Origin of the sequence: Paraburkholderia atlantica (assembly GCF_009362785.1) — a bacterium.
GTDB classification, from domain to species: domain Bacteria; phylum Pseudomonadota; class Gammaproteobacteria; order Burkholderiales; family Burkholderiaceae; genus Paraburkholderia; species Paraburkholderia atlantica.
Genome location: NZ_WHNQ01000003.1, coordinates 208,638 through 229,135 on the forward strand (window position 1 = coordinate 208,638; position 20,498 = coordinate 229,135).

General features: G+C 63.1%; 20 protein-coding genes. 14 read left to right on the plus strand and 6 right to left on the minus strand.

The window, feature by feature from the left end; genetic code table 11:
• The first annotated feature begins 637 nt into the window (after positions 1–637).
• From GCT19_RS42625 to GCT19_RS05475, 3 genes are all read left to right on the plus strand, one after another.
• Positions 638–793: a hypothetical protein gene (locus GCT19_RS42625; protein ID WP_193727375.1), complete on the plus strand. Its 156-nt coding sequence runs from the start codon at positions 638–640 to the stop codon at positions 791–793.
• A 221-nt stretch (positions 794–1,014) separates the two neighbouring features.
• On the plus strand, positions 1,015–1,758 hold the full coding sequence (phbB, locus tag GCT19_RS05470) for an acetoacetyl-CoA reductase (protein ID WP_026228835.1): 744 nt from the start codon (positions 1,015–1,017) through the stop codon (positions 1,756–1,758).
• Positions 1,759–2,063: 305 nt separating this feature from the next.
• On the plus strand, positions 2,064–2,330 hold the full coding sequence (locus GCT19_RS05475) for a hypothetical protein (protein ID WP_018436193.1): 267 nt from the start codon (positions 2,064–2,066) through the stop codon (positions 2,328–2,330).
• A 478-nt stretch (positions 2,331–2,808) separates the two neighbouring features.
• Here the strand turns inward: GCT19_RS05475 and GCT19_RS05485 are convergent, their stop codons facing one another.
• Positions 2,809–3,186, minus strand: a complete 378-nt coding sequence (locus GCT19_RS05485; RefSeq protein ID WP_018436191.1) for a DUF3022 domain-containing protein — start codon at positions 3,184–3,186, stop codon at positions 2,809–2,811.
• A 380-nt stretch (positions 3,187–3,566) separates the two neighbouring features.
• On the opposite strand from GCT19_RS05485, the gene GCT19_RS05490 reads away from it, so the two are divergent.
• From GCT19_RS05490 to GCT19_RS05515, 6 genes are all read left to right on the plus strand, one after another.
• Positions 3,567–5,102, plus strand: a complete 1,536-nt coding sequence (locus GCT19_RS05490; RefSeq protein ID WP_152851261.1) for a methyl-accepting chemotaxis protein — start codon at positions 3,567–3,569, stop codon at positions 5,100–5,102.
• 1,027 nt (positions 5,103–6,129) lie between these two features.
• Positions 6,130–7,305, plus strand: a complete 1,176-nt coding sequence (locus tag GCT19_RS05495; RefSeq protein ID WP_018436189.1) for an ABC transporter substrate-binding protein — start codon at positions 6,130–6,132, stop codon at positions 7,303–7,305.
• 97 nt (positions 7,306–7,402) lie between these two features.
• A complete protein-coding gene (locus tag GCT19_RS05500; protein WP_018436188.1) occupies positions 7,403–8,263 on the plus strand; it encodes a branched-chain amino acid ABC transporter permease in 861 nt (286 codons plus the stop codon).
• 20 nt (positions 8,264–8,283) lie between these two features.
• The gene (locus GCT19_RS05505) at positions 8,284–9,273 is read left to right on the plus strand and encodes a branched-chain amino acid ABC transporter permease (protein WP_152851262.1); all 990 of its coding nucleotides are present in this window, start codon (positions 8,284–8,286) and stop codon (positions 9,271–9,273) included.
• A complete protein-coding gene (locus GCT19_RS05510) occupies positions 9,270–10,034 on the plus strand; it encodes an ABC transporter ATP-binding protein (RefSeq protein ID WP_152851263.1) in 765 nt (254 codons plus the stop codon). The genes GCT19_RS05505 and GCT19_RS05510 overlap by 4 nt, the downstream gene beginning before the upstream one ends.
• The gene (locus GCT19_RS05515) at positions 10,027–10,734 is read left to right on the plus strand and encodes an ABC transporter ATP-binding protein (protein WP_152851264.1); all 708 of its coding nucleotides are present in this window, start codon (positions 10,027–10,029) and stop codon (positions 10,732–10,734) included. Before GCT19_RS05510 ends, GCT19_RS05515 begins: the two co-directional genes overlap by 8 nt.
• Before the next feature lie 23 nt (positions 10,735–10,757).
• Here GCT19_RS05515 and GCT19_RS05520 read toward each other — a convergent pair whose 3' ends face one another.
• Positions 10,758–11,621, minus strand: a complete 864-nt coding sequence (locus GCT19_RS05520) for an alpha/beta fold hydrolase (protein WP_018436184.1) — start codon at positions 11,619–11,621, stop codon at positions 10,758–10,760.
• A gap of 108 nt (positions 11,622–11,729) precedes the next feature.
• Here GCT19_RS05520 and GCT19_RS05525 point away from each other — a divergent pair, with 108 nt between their 5' ends.
• Positions 11,730–12,581 carry a LysR substrate-binding domain-containing protein gene (locus tag GCT19_RS05525; RefSeq protein WP_026228833.1) on the plus strand — a complete coding sequence of 284 codons (852 nt, stop codon included), beginning with the start codon at positions 11,730–11,732 and terminating at the stop codon, positions 12,579–12,581.
• 11 nt (positions 12,582–12,592) lie between these two features.
• On the opposite strand, the gene GCT19_RS05530 is transcribed toward GCT19_RS05525, so the two are convergent.
• Positions 12,593–13,723 (minus strand): MBL fold metallo-hydrolase, encoded by a 1,131-nt coding sequence (locus GCT19_RS05530; protein ID WP_152851265.1) that lies wholly within the window; start codon positions 13,721–13,723, stop codon positions 12,593–12,595.
• An 84-nt stretch (positions 13,724–13,807) separates the two neighbouring features.
• Between GCT19_RS05530 and GCT19_RS05535 the strand changes: the two genes are divergently transcribed.
• From GCT19_RS05535 to GCT19_RS05550, 4 genes are all read left to right on the plus strand, one after another.
• The gene (locus tag GCT19_RS05535) at positions 13,808–14,422 is read left to right on the plus strand and encodes a TetR/AcrR family transcriptional regulator (protein WP_018436181.1); all 615 of its coding nucleotides are present in this window, start codon (positions 13,808–13,810) and stop codon (positions 14,420–14,422) included.
• 208 nt (positions 14,423–14,630) lie between these two features.
• Positions 14,631–15,005 carry a hypothetical protein gene (locus GCT19_RS05540; protein WP_013093739.1) on the plus strand — a complete coding sequence of 125 codons (375 nt, stop codon included), beginning with the start codon at positions 14,631–14,633 and terminating at the stop codon, positions 15,003–15,005.
• A gap of 4 nt (positions 15,006–15,009) precedes the next feature.
• Positions 15,010–15,348, plus strand: a complete 339-nt coding sequence (locus GCT19_RS05545) for a hypothetical protein (RefSeq protein ID WP_018436179.1) — start codon at positions 15,010–15,012, stop codon at positions 15,346–15,348.
• 23 nt (positions 15,349–15,371) lie between these two features.
• Positions 15,372–15,863 carry a lytic transglycosylase domain-containing protein gene (locus GCT19_RS05550; RefSeq protein ID WP_018436178.1) on the plus strand — a complete coding sequence of 164 codons (492 nt, stop codon included), beginning with the start codon at positions 15,372–15,374 and terminating at the stop codon, positions 15,861–15,863.
• Positions 15,864–15,910: 47 nt separating this feature from the next.
• On the opposite strand, the gene GCT19_RS05555 is transcribed toward GCT19_RS05550, so the two are convergent.
• The 3 genes from GCT19_RS05555 to acnB form a co-directional block, all read right to left on the minus strand.
• On the minus strand, positions 15,911–17,179 hold the full coding sequence (locus tag GCT19_RS05555; RefSeq protein ID WP_018436177.1) for an RNA polymerase sigma factor: 1,269 nt from the start codon (positions 17,177–17,179) through the stop codon (positions 15,911–15,913).
• On the minus strand, positions 17,176–17,544 hold the full coding sequence (locus GCT19_RS05560) for a YciI family protein (protein WP_013093743.1): 369 nt from the start codon (positions 17,542–17,544) through the stop codon (positions 17,176–17,178). Before GCT19_RS05560 ends, GCT19_RS05555 begins: the two co-directional genes overlap by 4 nt.
• A gap of 354 nt (positions 17,545–17,898) precedes the next feature.
• The gene (acnB, locus tag GCT19_RS05565) at positions 17,899–20,484 is read right to left on the minus strand and encodes a bifunctional aconitate hydratase 2/2-methylisocitrate dehydratase (RefSeq protein WP_152851266.1); all 2,586 of its coding nucleotides are present in this window, start codon (positions 20,482–20,484) and stop codon (positions 17,899–17,901) included.
• Positions 20,485–20,498: the final 14 nt, after the last annotated feature.

Below are 20,498 nucleotides of genomic sequence, written 5' to 3' on the forward strand. Positions count from 1 at the left end.
GCTTACATTCGCGAGCGATTTTGGCGACTTGGTCGGGCGGCAGCCGCGTTGCAAGGAAGCGTCGGCGGAATTGTCATTTCTTGCACGTCATGCAATGATTCATCCCGGTGCGGGGTGGTGTCATTCCGGCCGTTGCTGACATTTTGGGATGCCTTGGGAATCAGTCGAAGCGCCCACTCCTCGCCCCCGGCTGTTCCAGTCCGTTGTTTCGACGCACAAAACATCGACCTGGCCCGGCAACCATCTGCGATGGCGGCGATTGCTGAATCAGGGTATTCACCTACCCCTTCTTCCCGAAAATTTAACATTTTGAAGTTAGAATGAACCCTCTAAAATCGATTGTTTATCTCATCTGATGACAGTTGAATTAGAGATCGAACCGTCGGAGCAGCCGTACGACCTACCGGCGCGGGTCCGGGCTAATTGGTCGGCTGTGACTCGATGGAAAAACAGCATGTCGTATTTCGACTGATGAATACAGACATGAAAATGCGATTCGGCACAATTCATTTTCAGTGTTTATTTAGTCTTACTAATAAGACTTTTACTCCGGGATCCTCACCGACGATATTCCGCATACTGATTGCGGATATGGTTTCCGGGGCAGGCGGGTTCGAAATTCAATCCAGGAGAAGCAATGAAAGACCTTTCGTCCGAAGATTTACTGAAATTCTGCCGAACGAAAGTGTCGACGTTCTTTTCTCCCGCCACCGAAGCGTTTGAAGGAACACAGAAACTCGCTGGCCCGGACCGGCAGGCGGGGAGCACCATTCGGGGCATCTGGAATCTTTGAGCAGTGCGCTGGCGCGGCGTGTCGCTGCTAGCCGACGCACTGAGCTCCATTCGCGCAATACCACAAGCCTATAAAAACCCGCGCAGTTCAATCAATGCCGAAGCCGTTCCTCCCATGACGCTGGAGGCGGCAACGCGTTGTGGCAAAACAATGGCGGGTTGTGCGAGACGGCCATTGGGTATTCACGAACCTCGCAGACATATCGATCACGGATGGAAAGGATGACAAAACGAGTCGTAGTAGTAACGGGCGGCATGGGCGGCCTTGGAGAAGCGATCAGTACGAAACTGCACGACGCAGGGTATGCGGTGGTAGTCACGCACTCGCCGAGCAACACTGGTGCAGACAAATGGTTGGCGGACATGGAAACTCAGGGTCGGAGCTTTCGCGCTTACCCGGTCGACGTGGCCGACTACGACTCATGCCAGCGTTGCGCGGACAAGATTCGGGCGGAAGTCGGCCCGGTGGACATCCTGATCAACAACGCAGGCATCACCCAGGACATGACCCTCAGGAAGATGGACAAGGTGAACTGGGATGCGGTGATTCGCACCAACCTCGACTCGGTCTTCAACATGACCAAGCCGCTGTGCGAGGAGATGGTCGCACGAGGCTGGGGACGCATCGTCAATATCTCGTCCGTCAATGGCTCGAAAGGCTCGGTCGGCCAGACCAACTATGCCGCGGCCAAGGCCGGCATGCACGGCTTTACGAAGTCACTGGCGCTGGAAGTGGCGCGCAAAGGCGTCACCGTCAACACGATTTCGCCGGGCTACCTGGCCACCAAGATGGTCACCGCGATTCCGCAGGAGATCCTCGACACGAAGGTCCTGCCGCATATCCCGATGGGACGTCTCGGCAAGCCCGACGAAGTCGCGGCGCTCGTGCTCTATCTGTGCTCGGAAGATGCCGGCTTCGTGACCGGCTCCAATATCGCGATCAACGGCGGCCAGCACATGCAGTGACGCGACATACCGCGCCGGTGCGCGCCGGAACACCGGACGAATCGGCGTTAACCATTCACGCAACACCCCTGTGCTTCCATGAGAGAGGAACGTGTCATGAGTGAGACCTGGATGGGCCTGATCATTGGGGGCTCGGCCCTCAGCATCGCAATGCTCATGGTGATCGATCACTATCGCCGTGAGCGCATACGGGCAAGACTGCTACGCCACCTGGATCATCATGAGTGGTGGCATCAACCGCGCGGGCGAATGTAAGTGCGTCGACCGCGTCAATAAAAAATCGGATACATCGAGAGGGCTGAAGAATGACACCGGAAATCACCGGACAACAAAAGGCCACAGGCCATCAGATCACGGTTCGTACGAGGCGCGGCGGCATGCGGGTCGCCGCAGTGTGGCAGGTATTGATGCCGGTCGCCGATGCCATCGAGGACGTACGGATCACGAGCAACCGCAAACGTGATGTCGAAGACATGACGATCGCGTTTGCCGACAGGTTCTCCGGATCGCTGCACACCGTTCTCAGGCAGTTCGAGACGATGCCGTGGGTGGCCGCCGCGGAGCTTTGCTGAACACCGAGGGCCGTGCCGCTTGCGATGGGTCGCGTCGCTACGAGGACCAGCGCGCGTCACGCTACCTGGCTCGCCAGGTAGCTGGCGGGCGCACGCGCCTCGCAAGCGTTGTTTGGCACAAACTGGCCGATTGAAGTCGGACGTACACGACCAGACCCAGCCGGTCACCACCTGAGAGAGAAGTGGATGAACACAACAATCAAGAAAGGGCCCCCGGACAGGGAGAGCCCCTATACCCCCCTGACTGCTGGAGATGCGATTTCCCATCTCGAACGGATCCTGTCTCACGATGGCGTGGATTCGTTGTTCAGCCGGACCTACTGGCGCGCGCGTGTCCAGCAGGTGAGTGCGACTCAAGGACTGACTCCGCACCAGCAGGCAAGGCTGGTTAAGCTGCTCGAGTCGCTGCATCCCCCGGTCGGGAGCGCAGAGTCGTGCTAGTCACTTGTCGACGCGGACGTACACCGTCCGCGACGGATCAGAGCTGATCGTCGACATCCAGCAGCCGATCCTCCACGTGCAGATCTTCGGCGCACTCTCCCTGCAAGGGCAGTTCCTTGCCTTGCGCACGGAGGCGATCGCGGACCATCTGGCACAGGCGTTCGCGCACGAGGATACGTTGTGCCGTGTCCATCTGCGCGTAACGCTGAATCTGCGAAGCCGAAAAGCGCAGTGTGAGCACGCATCGCGCGTCCAGCGTCGTGTCGCCATGTGACTCGATCACCCAGGAGGCCTGGATGAAGAAGGTCCGGCCGTCGTCGTAGCCGCTGATCGCCGGCGCTTTCGGCGACTCGAATAGCGTGGAAAGAGCCAGTTCGATTTCTTCGATGCGCTGGTTCAAATCGATGTCTTTCATTGAAAGTCCTCCTTGTGGTCGAGGCCCCGGCCCCGCTTTTACGCGAGCAAAATCCGTGTCCGGCCGTCGCTGGCTGCCAGTGTTTCGAGTGGAGCCGGACTCGCAATCCCGTTGCCGCTCACGAGGCAATTTGTACCGATGCCGCCCGTCAGCAGATATTCGCCGGCGTAACAGGCGATTCGCACGCTTCACGCAGCGACGATACGACGCCGTCCGACGCCGTCGCGCGCGTATCGCCAGCTCAAATCGCGCTTCAGTTCTTCAAACAGAAGCCGACATAAGGAATAGGCCCAACAAGCATCTGGCTCGCTTGCCCAGCCTGGTCGTCGCACAGACGACTCCCCTATTCCAGCCGGACACAGAACTGAGCAATAACAACCATGCAGTTTTCCAACATGAAGATCGGTAACAGAATCGGAGCAGGCTTCCTGGTAGTACTGTTACTTTCCGCAATGACGGTGGGCATCGGAATCCTGATGCTTCAACGTCTGAACGATCAGGCCACCGCTGTCGACAAGACCAACCTGCCGCGTCTATTGAACGTGAACGCGGCCGGACATCAGCTGGACGCGATCGCGGTCGCCGTCCGGAACCTGCTTCTCAACGACGATCCGGACGTTCAAAAGAAATCGCTGGATACGATCGCCGCCAGCAGATCCACGCTGCACGAAACGATCGCAACGTTGTCGAAATCGCTCGCGCGTCCCGAAGTGGGCGAGCGGCTCGTGAAGCAAAGCGCGGACTACGATCACGGCATCGAAAAGATCGTCGGCTTGCACGCCGAAGGACTGCGCACCCAGGCTATCCAATCCCTGAACAAAGACCTGCTGCCGGTCTACGTCGGTTACACGGCGACACTCGACGACATACACCAATTTCAGGTCTCCGGGACGACCAAAGCCACCGCCGCCATCACGGACATCGCGCAGAAGAGCTGCCTGATATTGGCCGCTCTGGGCGCGGCGGTCCTTGCCATGAGCGTTGGTTTTGGCTGGGTCATCACACGCAGCATCACCCGCCCGCTCGCGGAAGCCGTCAATATTGCGTCGACTGTCGCGAAGGGCAACCTGACCCAGAAGATCGAGGTCACCAGCAAAGACGAAACCGGCCATCTGCTCAACGCGCTGAAGGACATGAACGACAGCTTGAGTAGAGTGGTTCTCGACGTACGCAAGGGCTCCGACGCGATCGCTACGGCAACCAAAGAGATCGCCGCAGGCAACCTCGACCTCAGTGCGCGGACCGAGCAGCAGGCTGCGTCGCTGGAAGAAACCGCTTCGAGCATGGAAGAGCTGACCGCCACGGTCCGCCGCAACGCCGAAAGCGCCGAACAGGGCAACGTTCTGGCCGCCAATGCGTCGGAGGTTGCGGCGCGCAGCGGCGAGGTGATGGAGCGTGTCGTCCAGACCATGCACCAGATCTCGAACAGTTCAGGCAAGGTGGCCGACATCATCGGCACGATCGAAGGCATTGCGTTCCAGACGAACATTCTTGCCTTGAATGCGTCGGTCGAAGCAGCTCGAGCCGGAGAACAAGGCCGGGGCTTCGCCGTCGTGGCCAATGAAGTGCGCATCCTGGCGCAGCGCTCCGCAGCCGCCGCCAAGGAGATCAAGGAACTGATCGACGAGTCGGTCGCTCGCGTCAAGACCGGTCAAGCCCAGGTCGACGAATCGGGCCGCACGATCGACGAAGTCGTGTCCGCCGTGCGTCGCCTGACCGACCTGATGGGCGAGATTACCGCTGCGTCCCGTGAACAGCATCAGGGCATCGAGCAGGTCAATCAGGCGATCGTGCAGATGGACAAGGTCACTCAACAGAACGCCGCGCTGGTCGAGCAGGCAGCCGCCGCGGCGAGCTCGCTCCAGGAGCAATCAGGCACGCTGGTGCAACAGGTAGCAGTATTCGCTGTCGACTGATACGGCAACGTCGGTTCCAGGTCACGGATCGCTTCATCACCATCGCGGCCCGATACGACCGCGCAGCGGGCAGCGCGAGAAAGCTCCATTCGGGCATCCGATTTAGAGGCATCAGTCGATTGACATTCGCTGCCGCGGCGTTCCGGCCGAGAGGACGAAGTCTCCCGGCGGCACGCTTTCAAGGGTTGCGATTTCCTTCAGAGGGCATCTAATCCATTTATCGCGCTCGACGCGAGACCACGCCAGACAAGGCCTGGATGCTTCACTCGCGATGTTCGTCGAGGCCTACCGGGGGCGAGGCTCCGCGCACCACAGATCACCACCACCCGCAGACGGGCCCGGCAATGCGCGATGCATACAGAACAATGCGTATGTGGTTAACCCGCTCTTTCAACCCGCGCCGCGCGTGCTTATCGTGCTGGGTGCGAACGGCAGGCCAACAAGATCAAGCAGCATGCCGTCATTGGTTGGATCGGGATGTCGACGGCGGACGTAGTCAGCGCAGCTTCGCGAGCCGCCAGCCGCTACCATCGCACACGCGCGTAAGACAGCGCATAACGTCTTCTGCGGCGCCGGGGCGACCGCCACATCGGCGAGTCGAAAAGCGCACTCAGAAAACGAACAGATACCTGCACCGCCGGCATGGCCGGACGCGTTCGCAGCCGAGCGGGCCACGATCGAGAGGCCTCCATAGAGGGGACAAAAGATGTTCGGATGCAAGCTGATTGACGTCAACGCATTATCCGCCCGACCCGCCCGAGCGCCGGTCCAGCGGCGCACGCGCCGATCGCATCGCGGCCACGTCCATCTCGTGCCCACTCCCCACGACACGACACAGTACGGTCATTAGCCACTGGCAGGCTCACTGCCGCATTTCATGACCGCCGCCACTCCCAACCGATCAATCAATCCCTCGGCTTCGGGTGCGCAAACCGTTACGCCGGACCCCGCTCACAGCGCTCTCCCAGCAATGAACAAGGGGTCCGATTTTCAACGTTGTTACGTGGTTCGTTAGCAAGGAAATCGAATGCAAAACAAGAAGCGCACTTTGCTTAAGGCCGCCGCCGCGCTGGTACTGGCAGGTTCGAGCGTGGTCGCCCATGCGGACGATGTGGTCAAGGTCGGGCTCATCGTTCCGATGAGCGGTCCGTTCGCGTCCACGGGTCGTCAGGTCGACGCGGCGGTCAAGCTGTATATGGCCCAGCATGGCGACACGGTCGCGGGCAAGAAAATCCAGGTCATCCTGAAGGACGACACCAACGTCCCGGACACCACCAAGCGCCTCGCGCAGGAGCTGATCGTCAAGGATCACGTGTCGGTGCTGGCCGGCTTCGGGCTCACGCCGCTGGCGCTCGCCGCCGCGCCGCTCGCGACCCAGGCGAAGGTGCCGATGATCGTGATGAACGCGGCCACCGCGATGATCACGGAACAGTCGCCTTACATCGTGCGCACGGGCTTCACGCTGCCGCAGAACACCCTGGGCATCGCGCGTTGGGCGCCCAGGAACGGCATCAAGAAGGTGGTCACGCTGGTGGCCGACTACGGTCCCGGCATCGACGCGCAGAACTCCTTCAAGAAGGTGTTCGAAGCGGAGGGCGGCAACGTCGTCGAGCAACTGCGCGTGCCGGTCGCCAACCCGGACTTTTCGCCGTTCCTGCAAAAAGTCGCCGACCTGAAGCCTGACGCACTGTTCATCTTCGTGCCGTCGGGCGCTGGCGCCGTGTTCATGAAGCAGTTCGCCGAGCGCGGCCTGAGCAAACAGGGCATCAAACTGATCGGTACCGGCGACGTGGTCGATGACGACATCCTGAACGCCATGGGGGACGTCGCGCTGGGCACGGTGACATCGATGCACTACTCGGCGGCTCTCGACAATCCCGAGAACCGCGCCTATGTGGCCGCCTTCGAAAAAGCCAACCCCAGCATGCGCCCGAACTTCCACAGCGTCGGCGCGTATGACGGCATGCACCTGATCTACGCGGCGCTGCAAGCCACCAAGGGCGACACCAACGGCGACAAGCTGCTGGCCGCGATGAAGGGCCAGAAATGGAACAGCCCGCGCGGCCCGGTGGAACTCGATCCGCAGACGCGTGAAATGGTCCAGAACGTGTACATCACCCGGACCGAACGCGTGAATGGCCAGCTGTTCAACGTGTCGTTCGACAAGGTCGACGCCGTCAAGGACCCGGCCAAGATCAAATAAGCTCGCGAAAGCGAGGCAAGCCGTATCTGGATCGCTTCGATTTGCCCGCCGCGCCCCTGGCACTGCCAGGGTCGCGGCGTTTTGGCGTTAAAAACTCATGCTAACCATTCTCTTCGACGGTATTGCCTACGGTATGCTTCTGTTCGTGCTGGCGAGCGGTCTGGCCATCACGCTGGGATTGATGAACTTCGTCAATCTCGCTCACGGCGCCTTCGCCATGGTAGGCGGCTATGCCACCGTGCTGGCGATGTCGCGTCTGGGCATCCCCTTCCTGTGCGCATTGCCGATCGCGTTCGTCGCGTCCGCGGTGCTTGGCGGCATTCTCGAACGCACGCTGTACAAGCGCGTGTACGGGCAGTCCGAACTCAACCAGGTGCTGTTTACGATCGGCCTGACCTTCATGGCCATCGCGACGGTCGACTACTTCATGGGCTCGACCCAGCAGTTCCTGACCTTGCCGCAATGGCTGCAGGGCCGCACGGTGTTCGCCGGCATCGGCATCGGCTACTACCGGCTGTTCGTGATCCTCGTCTGCGTGGTACTCGTCATCGCGCTGCAGCTGATTCTGACCCGGACCCGCTTCGGCAGCCGCCTGCGGGCATCGGTGGATGATCCGCGCGCGGCGAGCGGTCTCGGCATCAACATCAACTTCGTGTTTCTGACCACCTTCGCGTTCGGCTCGGGCCTCGCCGGCCTCGGCGGCGCGCTCGGCGCGAACATGCTCGGCCTCGATCCGATCTTCCCGCTCAAGTTCATGATCTATTTCCTGGTCGTGGTCGCGGTCGGCGGGACGACCTCGCTGACCGGTCCGCTGCTGGCTTCGCTGCTGCTCGGCATCGCGGACGTGGCGGGCAAATACTACATCCCCGATCTCGGGGCGTTCATCATCTACGGCGTCATGATCATCACCCTGATGTGGCGACCACAGGGTCTATTCGTCAGGGCGGGGGGCAAATGAAGTCGGCAACTTCTAACGAAATGAGCACATCGACGATCGTGCCAGAGGTCCGCAGCATGGGCAGGCAATGGTCGCGCTGGCGCCCCGTGGAAATCGTCTTCTGGATCGCGGCGCTGGGCGTCTGCGTGATGCCGCTGAATAACTACCTGCTGCTCAACGAGATGGCGATCCTCGCGTTGTTCGCGGTATCGCTGGACCTGATCCTCGGCTACACCGGCATCGTGTCGCTGGGCCATGCGGCCTTTTTCGGTCTCGGTGCTTACTCGGCTGCATTGCTGGCCAAGCACTTCAATGTCGATCCGCTGCTGGGCATGCTGCTCTCGTGCGGGGTCGCGGCGCTGGCGGGCCTCGTCACCAGCGTGCTGGTGATGCGCGGTTCGGACCTCACGCGCCTGATGGTGACGCTCGGCGTGGCCTCGATCCTGCACGAACTGGCCAACAAGCTCGGCTGGCTCACCGGCGGGGCCGACGGCATGACGGGTGTGCCGATGGTGCCGCTCTTCGGTCACATCGAGTTCGATCTGTTCGGCAAGGTGGCCTACACGTATTCGATCGTCACGCTGTTCGTGCTGTTCGTGATCGGCCGCGCGGTGGTCAAGTCGCCGTTCGGCATGTCGCTGCAGGCGATCCGCCAGAATCCGCTTCGCGCCGCGGCGATGGGCGTGCCGGTCAACCTGCGCCGCACTGCCGTCTACACGTTGAGCGCGGCCTACGCGGGCGTGGCCGGCGCTCTGCTCGCGCAGACCACCGGCTTCGCGTCGCTCGACGTGCTCGACTTCCACCGCTCGGCCGACGTGCTGCTGATGCTGATGATCGGCGCCGCGGGTTATTTGTATGGCGGCATCATCGGCGCGGTCGTATTCCGGTTCATGCAGGACCGGCTGGCGGACATCACGCCGCAATACTGGCAGTTCTGGATCGGCCTGCTGCTGGTGATCATCGTGATCGTCGGTCACGAGCGGCTCGTGCGTCCGTGGACATGGTTCCGTCGCAGCGGAGGTAACGCATGACGATCGCACTGCAAACATTCAATCTGATCAAGCGCTTCGGCGGCCTCGTCGCCACCAATGACGTGTCGATCAGCGTCGAGAAAGGCGCCCGCCAGGCGCTGATCGGCCCCAACGGCGCCGGCAAGACCACGCTGATCAATCAGCTGACGGGCGTGCTGTCGCCGACTTCGGGCCGCATCGAGCTCGAAGGCCACGACATCACGTCGCTGTCCGTGCACAAGCGGGCTCGCGCCGGGCTCGTCCGCACGTTCCAGATCAACCAGCTGTTCAAGCACATGACGCCGGCCGAATCGCTGTCCGTCGCGATCTCCGAGCGCGACGGTCTGGGCGCGCGCTTCTGGCGTGCGCTCGGCCGGCGCGGCGAAATCATGGACGAAGTCGCTTCACTGCTCGAACAGTGCAAGCTGCTCGACGTGATGAGTCGCGAAACGCGCGTACTGCCCTACGGCAAGCAGCGCCTGCTCGAAATCGCGTTGGCGCTGGCGGCAAAGCCGCGCGTACTGCTGCTGGATGAGCCCGTGGCCGGTGTTCCCGACGGCGAGCGTCGCGAGATTCTCAATACGGTCGCCGCATTGCCCGACGACGTGACCATTCTGCTGATCGAGCACGACATGGACCTGGTGTTCAGCTTCGCCAACCGCATCTCGGTGCTGGTGAGCGGCGGTCTGCTCACCGAGGGCGCATGCGCCGACATCGCCCGCGATCCTCGCGTGAAGGCCGTGTATCTGGGCGAGGAGCTGGTTGGAGGTGAATATGTCTGAATTGCTGAAACTGGAAGGAGTCGTAGCGGGCTACGGCGAAGCCAGGATCCTGACGGGGATCGATCTGGCCTTGGATCAAGGCCAGGCTCTCGCGCTGCTTGGCCGCAACGGCACGGGTAAAACCACGCTGATCAACAGCATCGTCGGTCACACGCGTCGGTTTAGCGGGCGGATCTGGCTCGATGGCAAGGACGTCACCGGATTCAAGCCGCACCAGCGCGCGCTGGCCGGCATCGGCTGGGTGCCGCAGGAACGCAATATCTTCAAGTCGTTGACGGTCGAAGAGAACCTGACCGCGATCGCGGTGCCCGGTCCGTGGGACCTGGCGCGCATCTACAGGATGTTCCCGCGCCTGCAGGAGCGCCGCGCCAATATGGGCAACCAGCTTTCCGGCGGCGAGCAGCAGATGCTGGCCATCGGCCGCGCGCTGATGCTCAATCCGAGGGTGCTGCTGCTCGACGAACCGCTAGAAGGGCTCGCGCCGATCATCGTGCAGGACTTGATGCGCATCCTGTCGGAGATCATTCGCGACGAAGGCCTGTCCGTGATTCTGGTCGAGCAGAACGCGCGCAAGGCGCTGAGCATCACGCACAACGCCGTGGTGCTGGAGCGCGGTTCGGTCATTCATTCGAGCACGGCGGCCGAACTGCTGGCCCAGGATCACAAGATCGATACCTTGCTGGCCGTGTCTCAACACTGAGCGGCTCGCGATGCGTGGGCGGTCTACGCGGCGAAAGTCGCGACCGCCCGGTTGAACGCATCGGGTCTTGCGACATTCATCCCATGCGACGCACCGTCGATCGTTTCGCGTTCGGCAAACTCGATCCACTGTTCGAGCTTGTCGACCGTATTGCGGAACATGCGGGGACTTCTCTGGCCGTCGATCAACAACGTCCGACACTTGATATCGCGCGCGGCTTCCGGCGTATAGGCGGGAAGCGGATCGAGCAACTGCTTCGGCAGCGTGAGCGCGTTGTCGAGCGCCATACGACGAAAGCTCTCCGGGCTTTTGTTCCAATACCCCGGCATGCTCACGGAGTCGACGAACATCGACAAGCCGGCGTCGAACTCGCCCCGCTCGATCAGTTCCGCGACCCGGGCGCGCAACACGTTGGTCGCCGGCGGCATGAACGCGGGCTGCCCCCTCGGTTCGGTTTGCAGCGGGCCGCCAGGGTCGGCTAGCGTCAGCGTTTTGACGAGGCGCGGATATTCGCGCGCGAGATGGAAAGCCACGCACCCACCCCGTGAATGACCGACCAGATGAACAGGAGCCAGGTCGAGCGCGGTGATGAATCCGGCCATTTCCTCGACGTGCGTCTCCCAGCTGAAGTCGCTGTGTCCAAACGCATCGATCTCGGGCCAGTAATGGCTCAAGCTCGGCGCGAAGCAGCGAAACCGGCCAGACAGCGAGGCCACCTGGGCGTCCCAGTAGCGATAGTCGCAAAGCGAGCCGTGCACGAACACCATCGGCTCACCGCGCCCGGACTCGACATACGGTATGGCAACACTCGATGCGGTGGTCACGAACGATGGCGCGGCCGCGCCATAGGCCGAGGCCAGAATCGATGGGCTGGTACGTGCATTCATCAATGGGCTCCTTTGGCGACACTATCGATGGTGTATTGACAAAAGAAAATCGCATAATATTGATGGAATCGATCTACTTTTCTGATATCAATCATCATGGCAACGGAAATGAAAGCGCTCGATCTGGACGTGCTGTCGATGATCATCGCGGTGGCAGACGCCGGCACGATCAGTCGCGCGGCGCAGGTCGTGCATCGCTCGCAATCGGCGGTGAGCATGCAGATCAAGACGCTCGAGACGGCGCTCGGCAAGGCGCTGTTCGTGCGCAAGCCTCGCAGCGTGGTGCCGACGCAAGACGGCGAAATGCTGTTGACCTACGCACGACGGATGATCGCGCTGCGCGATGAAGCGTGGGCAGCGGTGGTTCGGCCCGACGTGACCGGGCGCGTGGTGATCGGCGTGCCGGACGACTATGCGACGTCACTGTTCCCGCCGATCCTCAAGAAATTTTCGGCGACCTATCCGAAGGTGGAGATTCAGGTGGTGGGGCTGCCAAGCGTCGCGCTCGAGCCGATGTTGAAGGACGGCACGGTCGATCTCGTCTGCGCGACCCGCGTGAAAGGATTGCACGGCGAGTTCCTGCGTCACGAACCGATGGTGTGGGCCGCCGCCCCGGGCGCGACCGAGATCTGGCGCGAAAGGCCCTTGCCCATCGCCGTGTTTTTGCCTGGCAGCGTCGCGCGAGAGAAAGCCATCCGGAGTCTGGAGCGTGCGCGCATCACGTATCGAACGTCGTATGAGAGTCCGAGTCTGCTGGGTCTGCTGACGATGGCCGAGGCCGGACTCGCGGTGACCCCTTTGGCCAAGTGCGCGGTACCGGCTCACTTCTCGCTGCTGGGGGCCGCGAATGGCCTGCCGGAAATCGGCACGCTCGAAGTCGTGCTGGCGCGAAGCGCGGCTTCGAAGCGGCCTGTGTGTGACTTTCTCGCGGAACGTATTCTCGCCGACCTGAAGAATTAACCCGGAAGACTTCAGGAAGACTCCTCCGCGCCGGCTCGGCACGACGCACACATCCGCCACGCAGCCTTCGGCGCAGCGACCGTTTCCGCCACCTCGCGCCACCAGCGTTCGCCGCGATGCACCGCGGTCAGATCGAGGCGCTCGCCCATGCGCGGTGTCGACAGCGCGACGCCGCGCGCGAGCGCCAGCCCCGTCACCCTCTCGAACGGTTCCTGCCAGCGATGCATCGCGAGGTCGAAGGTGCCGTTGTGAATCGGCACGAGCCAGCGGCCGCGCAGGTCGATATGCGCCTGCACGGTTTCTTCAGGCTGCATATGAACGTATGGCCACATCGCGTCGTACGCGCCGGTCTCGATCAACGTCACGTCGAAGGGTCCGAGGCGCTCGCCGATCGCGCTGAAACCATCGAAGTAGCCGGTGTCGCCGCTGAAGAACACGCGCAGATCGTTATCGACGATCACCCACGACGCCCACAACGTGCGGTTGCCGTCGAACAGGCTGCGCCCCGAGAAGTGCTGCGCGGGTGTCGCGGTGAACTCGATGCCTTCGACCACCGTGCCCTGCCACCAGTCGAACTGCCGGACCTTCGCCGCGTCGATACCCCATTCGATGAGCCGGTCGCCGACCCCGAGCGGCGTCAGGAACACCTCAGTCCGCTGCGCCAGGATCAGGACGGTCTCGCGGTCCAGATGGTCGTAGTGATCGTGCGACAAGATCACGCCGTGCAGCGGCGGCAAATCGTCGAGCGAGATCGGCGGCGCATGAAAGCGCTTCGGACCGAGATTGCGAAACGGCGACGCCCGCTCGGCGAATACGGGATCGGTCAGCCAGAACTTGCCGCGCAACTTCAGCAGCATCGTCGAGTGACCGAGCCGGTACAGGCTGCGATCGGGCGCCGCCTCGAGTTGCGCGCGTGTCAGCGTTTCGACGGGCAATGCGTCGGCCGGCACGGTGCCACGCGGCTTGTTGAATAGCACCGTCCACGCGAGGCCGAGCGTTTTGCGCAGGCTTTCCGCCGGACGCGGCTTGACGTTGCGAAAGCGCTCGCCGTCGTGCTGCGGCGACAGGCCGAACCTCGCGCGGCTGCGTTGCGCGGCGTTCACGCCGAGCATTCGGCGGACATAGGCGGGAAGCGACGTCATCAAGTTGACCTTTCGAAGAAAATGTACACCCGGCAGTGTAGTTTATTTTCAAGAAAAGTAAACTGACCAGTGTAAAATTAAGGAATGGAATCCCCTGCCCGCCCGCAACGTCTGACTGACCGCAAGCGCGTCGCGATCGTCGCCGCCGCGATCGAGGAGTTCCTCGCGGCCGGATACGACGCAACCAGCATGGACCGCATCGCCTCTCGCGCGAGCGTCTCGAAGCGCACGGTCTATAACCATTTCCCGAGCAAGGAAGCACTTTTCGCGGCGATCCTCCAGCAGCTATGGGACGCGAGCCACGACGGCGATGCGCCCTCCTACCTCGCCGATCAACCGTTGCGCGGGCAGTTGCTCGATTTGCTGGAGCGCAAGCTGAGGCTGCTTCACGACGAATCCTTTTTGTCGCTGGCACGGGTGGCGATCGCGGCTGGCATCCATTCGCCGGAGCGCGCGCGCGATATGGTCGCCCGCATGGGGGAGCGCGAGGAGGATCTGACGGCATGGGTCCGCGCGGCTGCCGCGGACGGCCGCATCAAGACCGAGGACCCCGTCTTCGCCGCACTGCAGTTGCAGGGGCTCGTGAAGGCTTTCGCCTTCTGGCCGCAAGTGGCGATGGGTCAAGTGCCGCTCGATGCCAGCGAGCAGAAGCGGATCGCGGAAGCGGCGGCGGATATGTTCCTCGCGCGTTATGCGTGAGGTTTGTCGGGTTGGGTTTGCTGTGGCTCCGACCCGTCAACGCAAGAAGTTCTTTGCTCGAAGGCGGCGGTGCGCGCAGTGACTTTCCGCGAAGCGGGCGCCGCGAGAGCGAACTCTTTCTTTTTCGCAAACGTTTGCCCTCGGGTATCAAGTCTCAGCTTCCGAAGCCGAAAACGCGTACATCGCCTCGAAACTTTGGAGACCCGATGTGACGCGCGTTGTGCTCTTACTTGCCGTAATGTTCATAACAGGCTGCGCACAAGTGCAGCAGCCCACTACGGCACAAGCCGAGAAGCCTGCGGTGTCGAACGTGATCATGAAGTTCGACATTCCCGCCGATGCCCTCGGCGCGCGCGATCCGCAACTGGCCACGGTGCTCGCCAAGGCGGGCGCGCTCGCCGCCGCACAGAAGCGACCCACGGTGATCCGCGTGACGGCGCTGGGCCAGGACTTCAAGTACATCAACGAGGCGATCTGGCGGGGCGTGCCGCAGCAGGGGCTCAAACCCGCACTAGAGAACCTGACGACCGGCGCGAACCAGACGTACAGCGTCTCGATCCAGCCGCTACGTGCGGGGAGCTGACACGATGCGCCTGATTGCTTTCGTCGCGGCATCGGTATGCTGGTGTTCGTCCGCGTGGGCGGGCCAGCCCGCCGCCGGCGCGCCTGCAACCGCGGCCACCTCTGCCAGCCTGGCCTCCGCGGACAAGGTCTACCCGCCGCTGCCCACGCTCGCGATGCTGCCGCCCTCCACCGGCGACGATGACGACCTTCCCGCGGCGCGCTCGACGTCGCGCAACAAGAAGAAGACGCAAAAGCGCGATTGCCACTGTGCGATGCCGACGCCGCGCCTCGTCGTCTCCGATGAATCACGCGCCTATCTGAAGGACATCGAGCGGCAGCTCGATTCCGCGCTGGCGCAGTAAAGCAGGACCTGGAGCGCCGACCCATGGACCAGCACAAGACCAACGCCTTCGGCCCTTTGCGCTCGTGGGCCATCTGCGCCTGGGCGGCGCTGGTGGTCCTCGGCAGTTCGGCCGCGCACGCCGCCCCGACCGCCGATGACTGCTTCGACAAGGCCGGCGCCTACCAAGGTGTCAATCCGCACGTACTGCGCGCCGTGGCATGGCGCGAATCGAAAGGCGACGCGACCGCCATCAACCGCAACGCCAACGGTTCGATCGACGTGGGCCAATTGCAGATCAATTCGATCCACTTTCCGGAACTCGCGAGCCAGGGCATTCCGCACCGCGCGCTCACGGACCCGTGCGTGAATATCTTCGTGGCCGCCTGGCTGCTCAAGCAGAAGATGGTGCGCCACGGCAACACATGGCGCGCCATCGGCGCGTATCACTCGGAATCGCCGCGTGAACGTGACGCCTACGCGCGCAGCATCCAGGCGATTCTCGTCAGCTGGGGGCTGTTGCAGCGGGAGCGCTGAGACCCAGGCGCGCGCCGCGCGGGTCGTTGCCAGCAGATCGCGCTCCGCTAACTACTCCCCGATCCAAGCTCCATTCGCTTGCGCTGCAGGAAGCGGCGCACGGCCGGGTCACGCTCGAGGCCGATCGCCAGATCGTACGCACCGAGCGCTTGCGCGGTCGCGCCGGCACGCGCGAGCAGATTGGCGCGTGCGGCCCAGTAGGGCTGGTAGTCGGCCAGCCGCGGATCGTCCGCATACGGCGCCAGCGCATCGAGCGCCGCCTGCGGGCCGTCACGCTCCGCCACCGCGAGCGCGCGGTTCACGGCGACTACCGGCGACGCTGCAATCGAAAGCAGCCCATCGTAGAGCTGCACGATTTCGTCCCAGTTCGGGCGCCCCGTCCGGCAGCGATCCACATGCGCCGATTGCAGCGCGGCCTCGAGCTGAAAGCGCCCGATTGCGTTGAACGCGTTCGCACGCCGCAATAGTGCGTTCGCCGTGTCGATCATCGGTGCATTCCATGTTGCTGGGTCTTGTGCCGACAGCGGCACGTAGTCGCCAGCCGCATCGCGTCGCGCATCACGCCGTGCCTGTGCGAACAGCATCAGCGCGAGCAGGCCTAGCGTCTCCGGTTCTCCGGGAAGCAGCTCGACGAGCAGTTGCGCGAGATACAGCGCCTCGTCGGCAAGGTCGCGCCGCTCCGTGTCGCCGCCGATGGGGTCCGTCCAACCTTCCGCATACGCCGCATAGACCGCTTCGAGCACCGCGTCGAGCCGGCCGGGCAGTTCCTCGCGCTCGGGCACGCTGAACGGAATGCCTGCTTCGCGGATCTTGGTCTTTGCCCGCACGAGGCGCTTGCTCATCGCGGCGGGCGACATCAGGAACGCCGACGCAATCGTCTTCGCTTCCAGCCCCAACACCACTTGCAGCATCAGCGGCGTGCGAATCGGGGCCTCGAGCGCGGGGTGCGTGCACGCGAACAGCAGCGCCAGCCGCCGGTCGGGCAACGCGTCTGTCGCGCACTCGTCGATTTCGTCGGCGAGAATCAGCAGCTGGTTCGCCACGTCGTCGCCGACCTGGCGATGACGCGCGCCGTCGATCGCCCGGCGGCGCGCAACCGTCATCAGCCAAGCTTCGGGACTCGCCGGACAGCCGTGCTCCGGCCAGTCCGCGAGCGCCGCCGCGAATGCGTCGGCGAGCGCGTCCTCGGCCGCGGCGACGTCGCGCGTGCGCATCGCCAGCAGCGCGACGAGCTTGCCGTAGCTGCGGCGAGCGACCGCCTCGGCGATCGAACGCGCGACGCCGTCATCGCCACGGGCGTCGCCGGACCAGCTCATGCAGACGGCGCTTCGTACGGAGCGGTCCAGACCGGGCGCACCTCCATGACGCCGTGCGCCGCGCCGGGACAGCGCGACGCCCACGCCATCGCCGCATCGAGGTTAGGCACGTCGATCAGGTAGTAGCCGGCCAGTTGCTCCTTCGAATCGGAAAACGGGCCATCGAGCACCTGCGGCTTGCCGTCGACGAGCCGCACCGTGGTGGCCGTGTTCGAGTGCTGCAACCGGTTGGCGCCCACCAGAGCCCCGGATTTCTTCAACGATTCGGTGTACGCGTGATAGGCGGCAACGCCTTGCTGCCGCTCGCTGTCGGTCATCTTGTTCCAGCTGTTTTCTTCCGAGTAGATCATCAACAGGTATTCCATTTGAGCCTCCGTCATGGGGTTGAGGCGGATGAATTGCATCGGCCGCCATATCAATGACGCGCGGGCCGCATGCGGACGGACAGGTGGCGTCAAAAAAATTCGCGCACGGCCAGCTGGGACCCACGCTGCATTGGAAAAAGACGTTTGGATCGCAGCCGGTTCGAGCGTGTTTCGCAAAACATTTTCGGACGGGTTAGCTGCGTTGTCGACCTGGGATTGGCTGCGGCGCGGCGAGGCCGGGATCGGGATCTGCGAAACGAACCCGACAAAAAAAATGGCGCCGCAGGCATTCAGCCCGAGGCGCCATTTCGTGGCGCTACGACGCGAACGACACGCCGTAGCCCGACAACAGACTTACATCGTCACGCCGTCGGCGACTTCCTTGAAGTCTTCGATCTGATCGAAGTTCATGTATTGATAGATCTTGTCGCCGTTGGCGTTGAGCACGCCCATGTCGGCCATGTACTCTTCCTTGGTCGGGATCTTGCCGAGACGCGAGCAGATCGCGGCCAGTTCCGCCGAGCCGAGGTACACGTTCGTGTTCTTGCCGAGGCGGTTCGGGAAGTTGCGGGTCGACGTCGACATGACCGTCGCGCCTTCGCGCACCTGTGCCTGGTTACCCATGCACAGCGAGCAGCCCGGCATTTCGGTACGCGCGCCAGCCGTGCCGAACACGCCGTAGTGGCCTTCCTCGGTCAGCTGCTTCTGATCCATCTTGGTCGGCGGAGCCACCCACAGCTTGACCGGGATGTCGCGCTTACCTTCCAGCAGCTTCGACGCGGCGCGGAAGTGACCGATGTTGGTCATGCACGAGCCGATGAACACTTCGTCGATCTTCGCGCCGGCCACGTCCGACAGCGTCTTCACGTCGTCCGGATCGTTCGGGCAGGCCACGATCGGCTCGTGGATGTCGGCGAGGTCGATCTCGATGACGGCTGCGTACTCGGCGTCGGCATCCGGCGACAGCAGTTGCGGGTCGGCCAGCCACTGCTCCATCGCCTTGATGCGGCGCTGCAGGCTGCGCGGGTCCTGGTAGCCCTGGGCGATCATCCACTTCAGCAGCGTGACGTTGCTGTTCAGGTATTCGATGATCGGTTCCTTGTTCAGGTGCACCGTGCAACCGGCGGCCGAACGTTCGGCGGAAGCATCCGACAGTTCGAACGCTTGCTCGACCTTCAGATCGGGCAGGCCTTCGATTTCGAGAATGCGGCCGGAGAAGATGTTCTTCTTGCCTTGCTTGGCAACCGTCAACGTGCCTTGCTTGATCGCGTACAGCGGAATCGCGTTGACCAGGTCACGCAGGGTCACGCCCGGCTGCATCTTGCCCTTGAAGCGGACCAGCACCGATTCCGGCATGTCCAGCGGCATCGTGCCGGTGGCGGCCGCGAAGGCGACCAGACCCGAACCTGCCGGGAAGCTGATACCGATCGGGAAGCGCGTGTGCGAGTCGCCGCCGGTGCCGACGGTGTCGGGCAGCAGCATGCGGTTCAGCCACGAGTGGATCACGCCGTCGCCCGGGCGCAGCGCGATGCCGCCACGGTTGCTGATGAAGTTCGGCAGCGTCTGGTGGGTCTTCACGTCCACCGGCTTCGGATAAGCGGCGGTGTGGCAGAACGACTGCATCACGAGATCGGCCGAGAAGCCGAGGCACGCCAGGTCCTTCAGTTCGTCGCGGGTCATCGGGCCCGTGGTGTCCTGCGAGCCGACCGAGGTCATCTTCGGTTCGCAGTACGTGCCCGGACGGACGCCCTGGCCTTCCGGCAGACCGCAAGCACGGCCGACCATCTTCTGCGCCAGCGAGAAGCCCTTGCCGCTGTTGGCCGGCTGTTGCGGCAGGCGGAACAGCGTCGACGGAGCGAGACCCAGCGCCTCACGCGCCTTGGCGGTCAGGCCGCGGCCGACGATCAGCGGAATGCGGCCGCCGGCGCGCACTTCGTCGAACAGCACCTCGGACTTCACCTGGAACTCGGCGATCACTTCGCCGTTCTTCAGTGCTTTGCCTTCGTACGGGCGCAGTTCGACCACGTCGCCCATTTCCATCTTCGACACGTCGAGTTCGATCGGCAGCGCGCCGGCGTCTTCCATCGTGTTGTAGAAGATCGGGGCGATCTTGCCGCCGAGGCACACACCGCCGAAGCGCTTGTTCGGGATGAAGGGGATGTCTTCGCCCGTGAACCACAGCACCGAGTTGGTGGCCGACTTGCGCGAGGAGCCGGTGCCGACCACGTCGCCCACGTACGCGACCAGGTGGCCCTTTTCCTTCAGCGACTCGATGAACTTGACCGGGCCACGCTTGCCGTCTTCTTCCGGAGTGATGCCGGGGCGCGCGTTCTTCAGCATCGCCAGCGCGTGCAGCGGGATGTCCGGACGGGTGGTTGCGTCCGGAGCCGGCGACAGGTCGTCGGTATTGGTTTCGCCCGTCACCTTGAACACGGTGATGGTCAGGCTTTGCGGCACTTCCGGACGGCTCGTGAACCATTCGGCGTCGGCCCAGCTTTGCATCACGGCCTTCGCATTGGCGTTGCCCTTGTCGGCCAGTTCCTTGACGTCGTGGAACTGGTCGAACATCAGCAGGGTCTTCTTCAGCGCGTCGGCGGCCACGGTGCCCACTTCGGCGTCGGACAGCAGTTCGATCAGCGGCTGGATGTTGTAGCCGCCCAGCATCGTGCCGAGCAGTTCGGTGGCGCGGGCGCGCGAGATCAGCGCGCAGACGGTCTCGCCCTTGGCGACGGCGGCGAGGAAGCCAGCCTTGACGCGGGCGGCTTCGTCCACGCCGGCGGGCACGCGGTTGGTGATCAGGTCGAGCAGCGTCTGCTCTTCGCCAGCGGGCGGGTTCGTCAGGAGTTCGACCAGCTCGGCGGTCTGCTGAGCCGTCAGCGGCAGGGGAGGAATGCCGAGCGCGGCGCGTGCGGCCACGTGAGCGCGAAAGTTTTCAAGCATGGGGGACCTGCTGG

What these genes read in the sequence shown, in the direction of transcription:
- GCT19_RS42625 (WP_193727375.1), top strand. Translation starts at nt 638, where the DNA reads ATGAAAGACCTTTCGTCCGAAGATTTACTGAAATTCTGCCGAACGAAA.
- phbB (WP_026228835.1), top strand. Translation starts at nt 1,015, where the DNA reads ATGACAAAACGAGTCGTAGTAGTAACGGGCGGCATGGGCGGCCTTGGA.
- GCT19_RS05475 (WP_018436193.1), top strand. Translation starts at nt 2,064, where the DNA reads ATGACACCGGAAATCACCGGACAACAAAAGGCCACAGGCCATCAGATC.
- GCT19_RS05485 (WP_018436191.1), bottom strand. Translation starts at nt 3,186, where the DNA reads ATGAAAGACATCGATTTGAACCAGCGCATCGAAGAAATCGAACTGGCT.
- GCT19_RS05490 (WP_152851261.1), top strand. Translation starts at nt 3,567, where the DNA reads ATGCAGTTTTCCAACATGAAGATCGGTAACAGAATCGGAGCAGGCTTC.
- GCT19_RS05495 (WP_018436189.1), top strand. Translation starts at nt 6,130, where the DNA reads ATGCAAAACAAGAAGCGCACTTTGCTTAAGGCCGCCGCCGCGCTGGTA.
- GCT19_RS05500 (WP_018436188.1), top strand. Translation starts at nt 7,403, where the DNA reads ATGCTAACCATTCTCTTCGACGGTATTGCCTACGGTATGCTTCTGTTC.
- GCT19_RS05505 (WP_152851262.1), top strand. Translation starts at nt 8,284, where the DNA reads ATGAGCACATCGACGATCGTGCCAGAGGTCCGCAGCATGGGCAGGCAA.
- GCT19_RS05510 (WP_152851263.1), top strand. Translation starts at nt 9,270, where the DNA reads ATGACGATCGCACTGCAAACATTCAATCTGATCAAGCGCTTCGGCGGC.
- GCT19_RS05515 (WP_152851264.1), top strand. Translation starts at nt 10,027, where the DNA reads ATGTCTGAATTGCTGAAACTGGAAGGAGTCGTAGCGGGCTACGGCGAA.
- GCT19_RS05520 (WP_018436184.1), bottom strand. Translation starts at nt 11,621, where the DNA reads ATGAATGCACGTACCAGCCCATCGATTCTGGCCTCGGCCTATGGCGCG.
- GCT19_RS05525 (WP_026228833.1), top strand. Translation starts at nt 11,730, where the DNA reads ATGAAAGCGCTCGATCTGGACGTGCTGTCGATGATCATCGCGGTGGCA.
- GCT19_RS05530 (WP_152851265.1), bottom strand. Translation starts at nt 13,723, where the DNA reads ATGACGTCGCTTCCCGCCTATGTCCGCCGAATGCTCGGCGTGAACGCC.
- GCT19_RS05535 (WP_018436181.1), top strand. Translation starts at nt 13,808, where the DNA reads ATGGAATCCCCTGCCCGCCCGCAACGTCTGACTGACCGCAAGCGCGTC.
- GCT19_RS05545 (WP_018436179.1), top strand. Translation starts at nt 15,010, where the DNA reads ATGCGCCTGATTGCTTTCGTCGCGGCATCGGTATGCTGGTGTTCGTCC.
- GCT19_RS05550 (WP_018436178.1), top strand. Translation starts at nt 15,372, where the DNA reads ATGGACCAGCACAAGACCAACGCCTTCGGCCCTTTGCGCTCGTGGGCC.
- GCT19_RS05555 (WP_018436177.1), bottom strand. Translation starts at nt 17,179, where the DNA reads ATGAGCTGGTCCGGCGACGCCCGTGGCGATGACGGCGTCGCGCGTTCG.
- GCT19_RS05560 (WP_013093743.1), bottom strand. Translation starts at nt 17,544, where the DNA reads ATGGAATACCTGTTGATGATCTACTCGGAAGAAAACAGCTGGAACAAG.
- acnB (WP_152851266.1), bottom strand. Translation starts at nt 20,484, where the DNA reads ATGCTTGAAAACTTTCGCGCTCACGTGGCCGCACGCGCCGCGCTCGGC.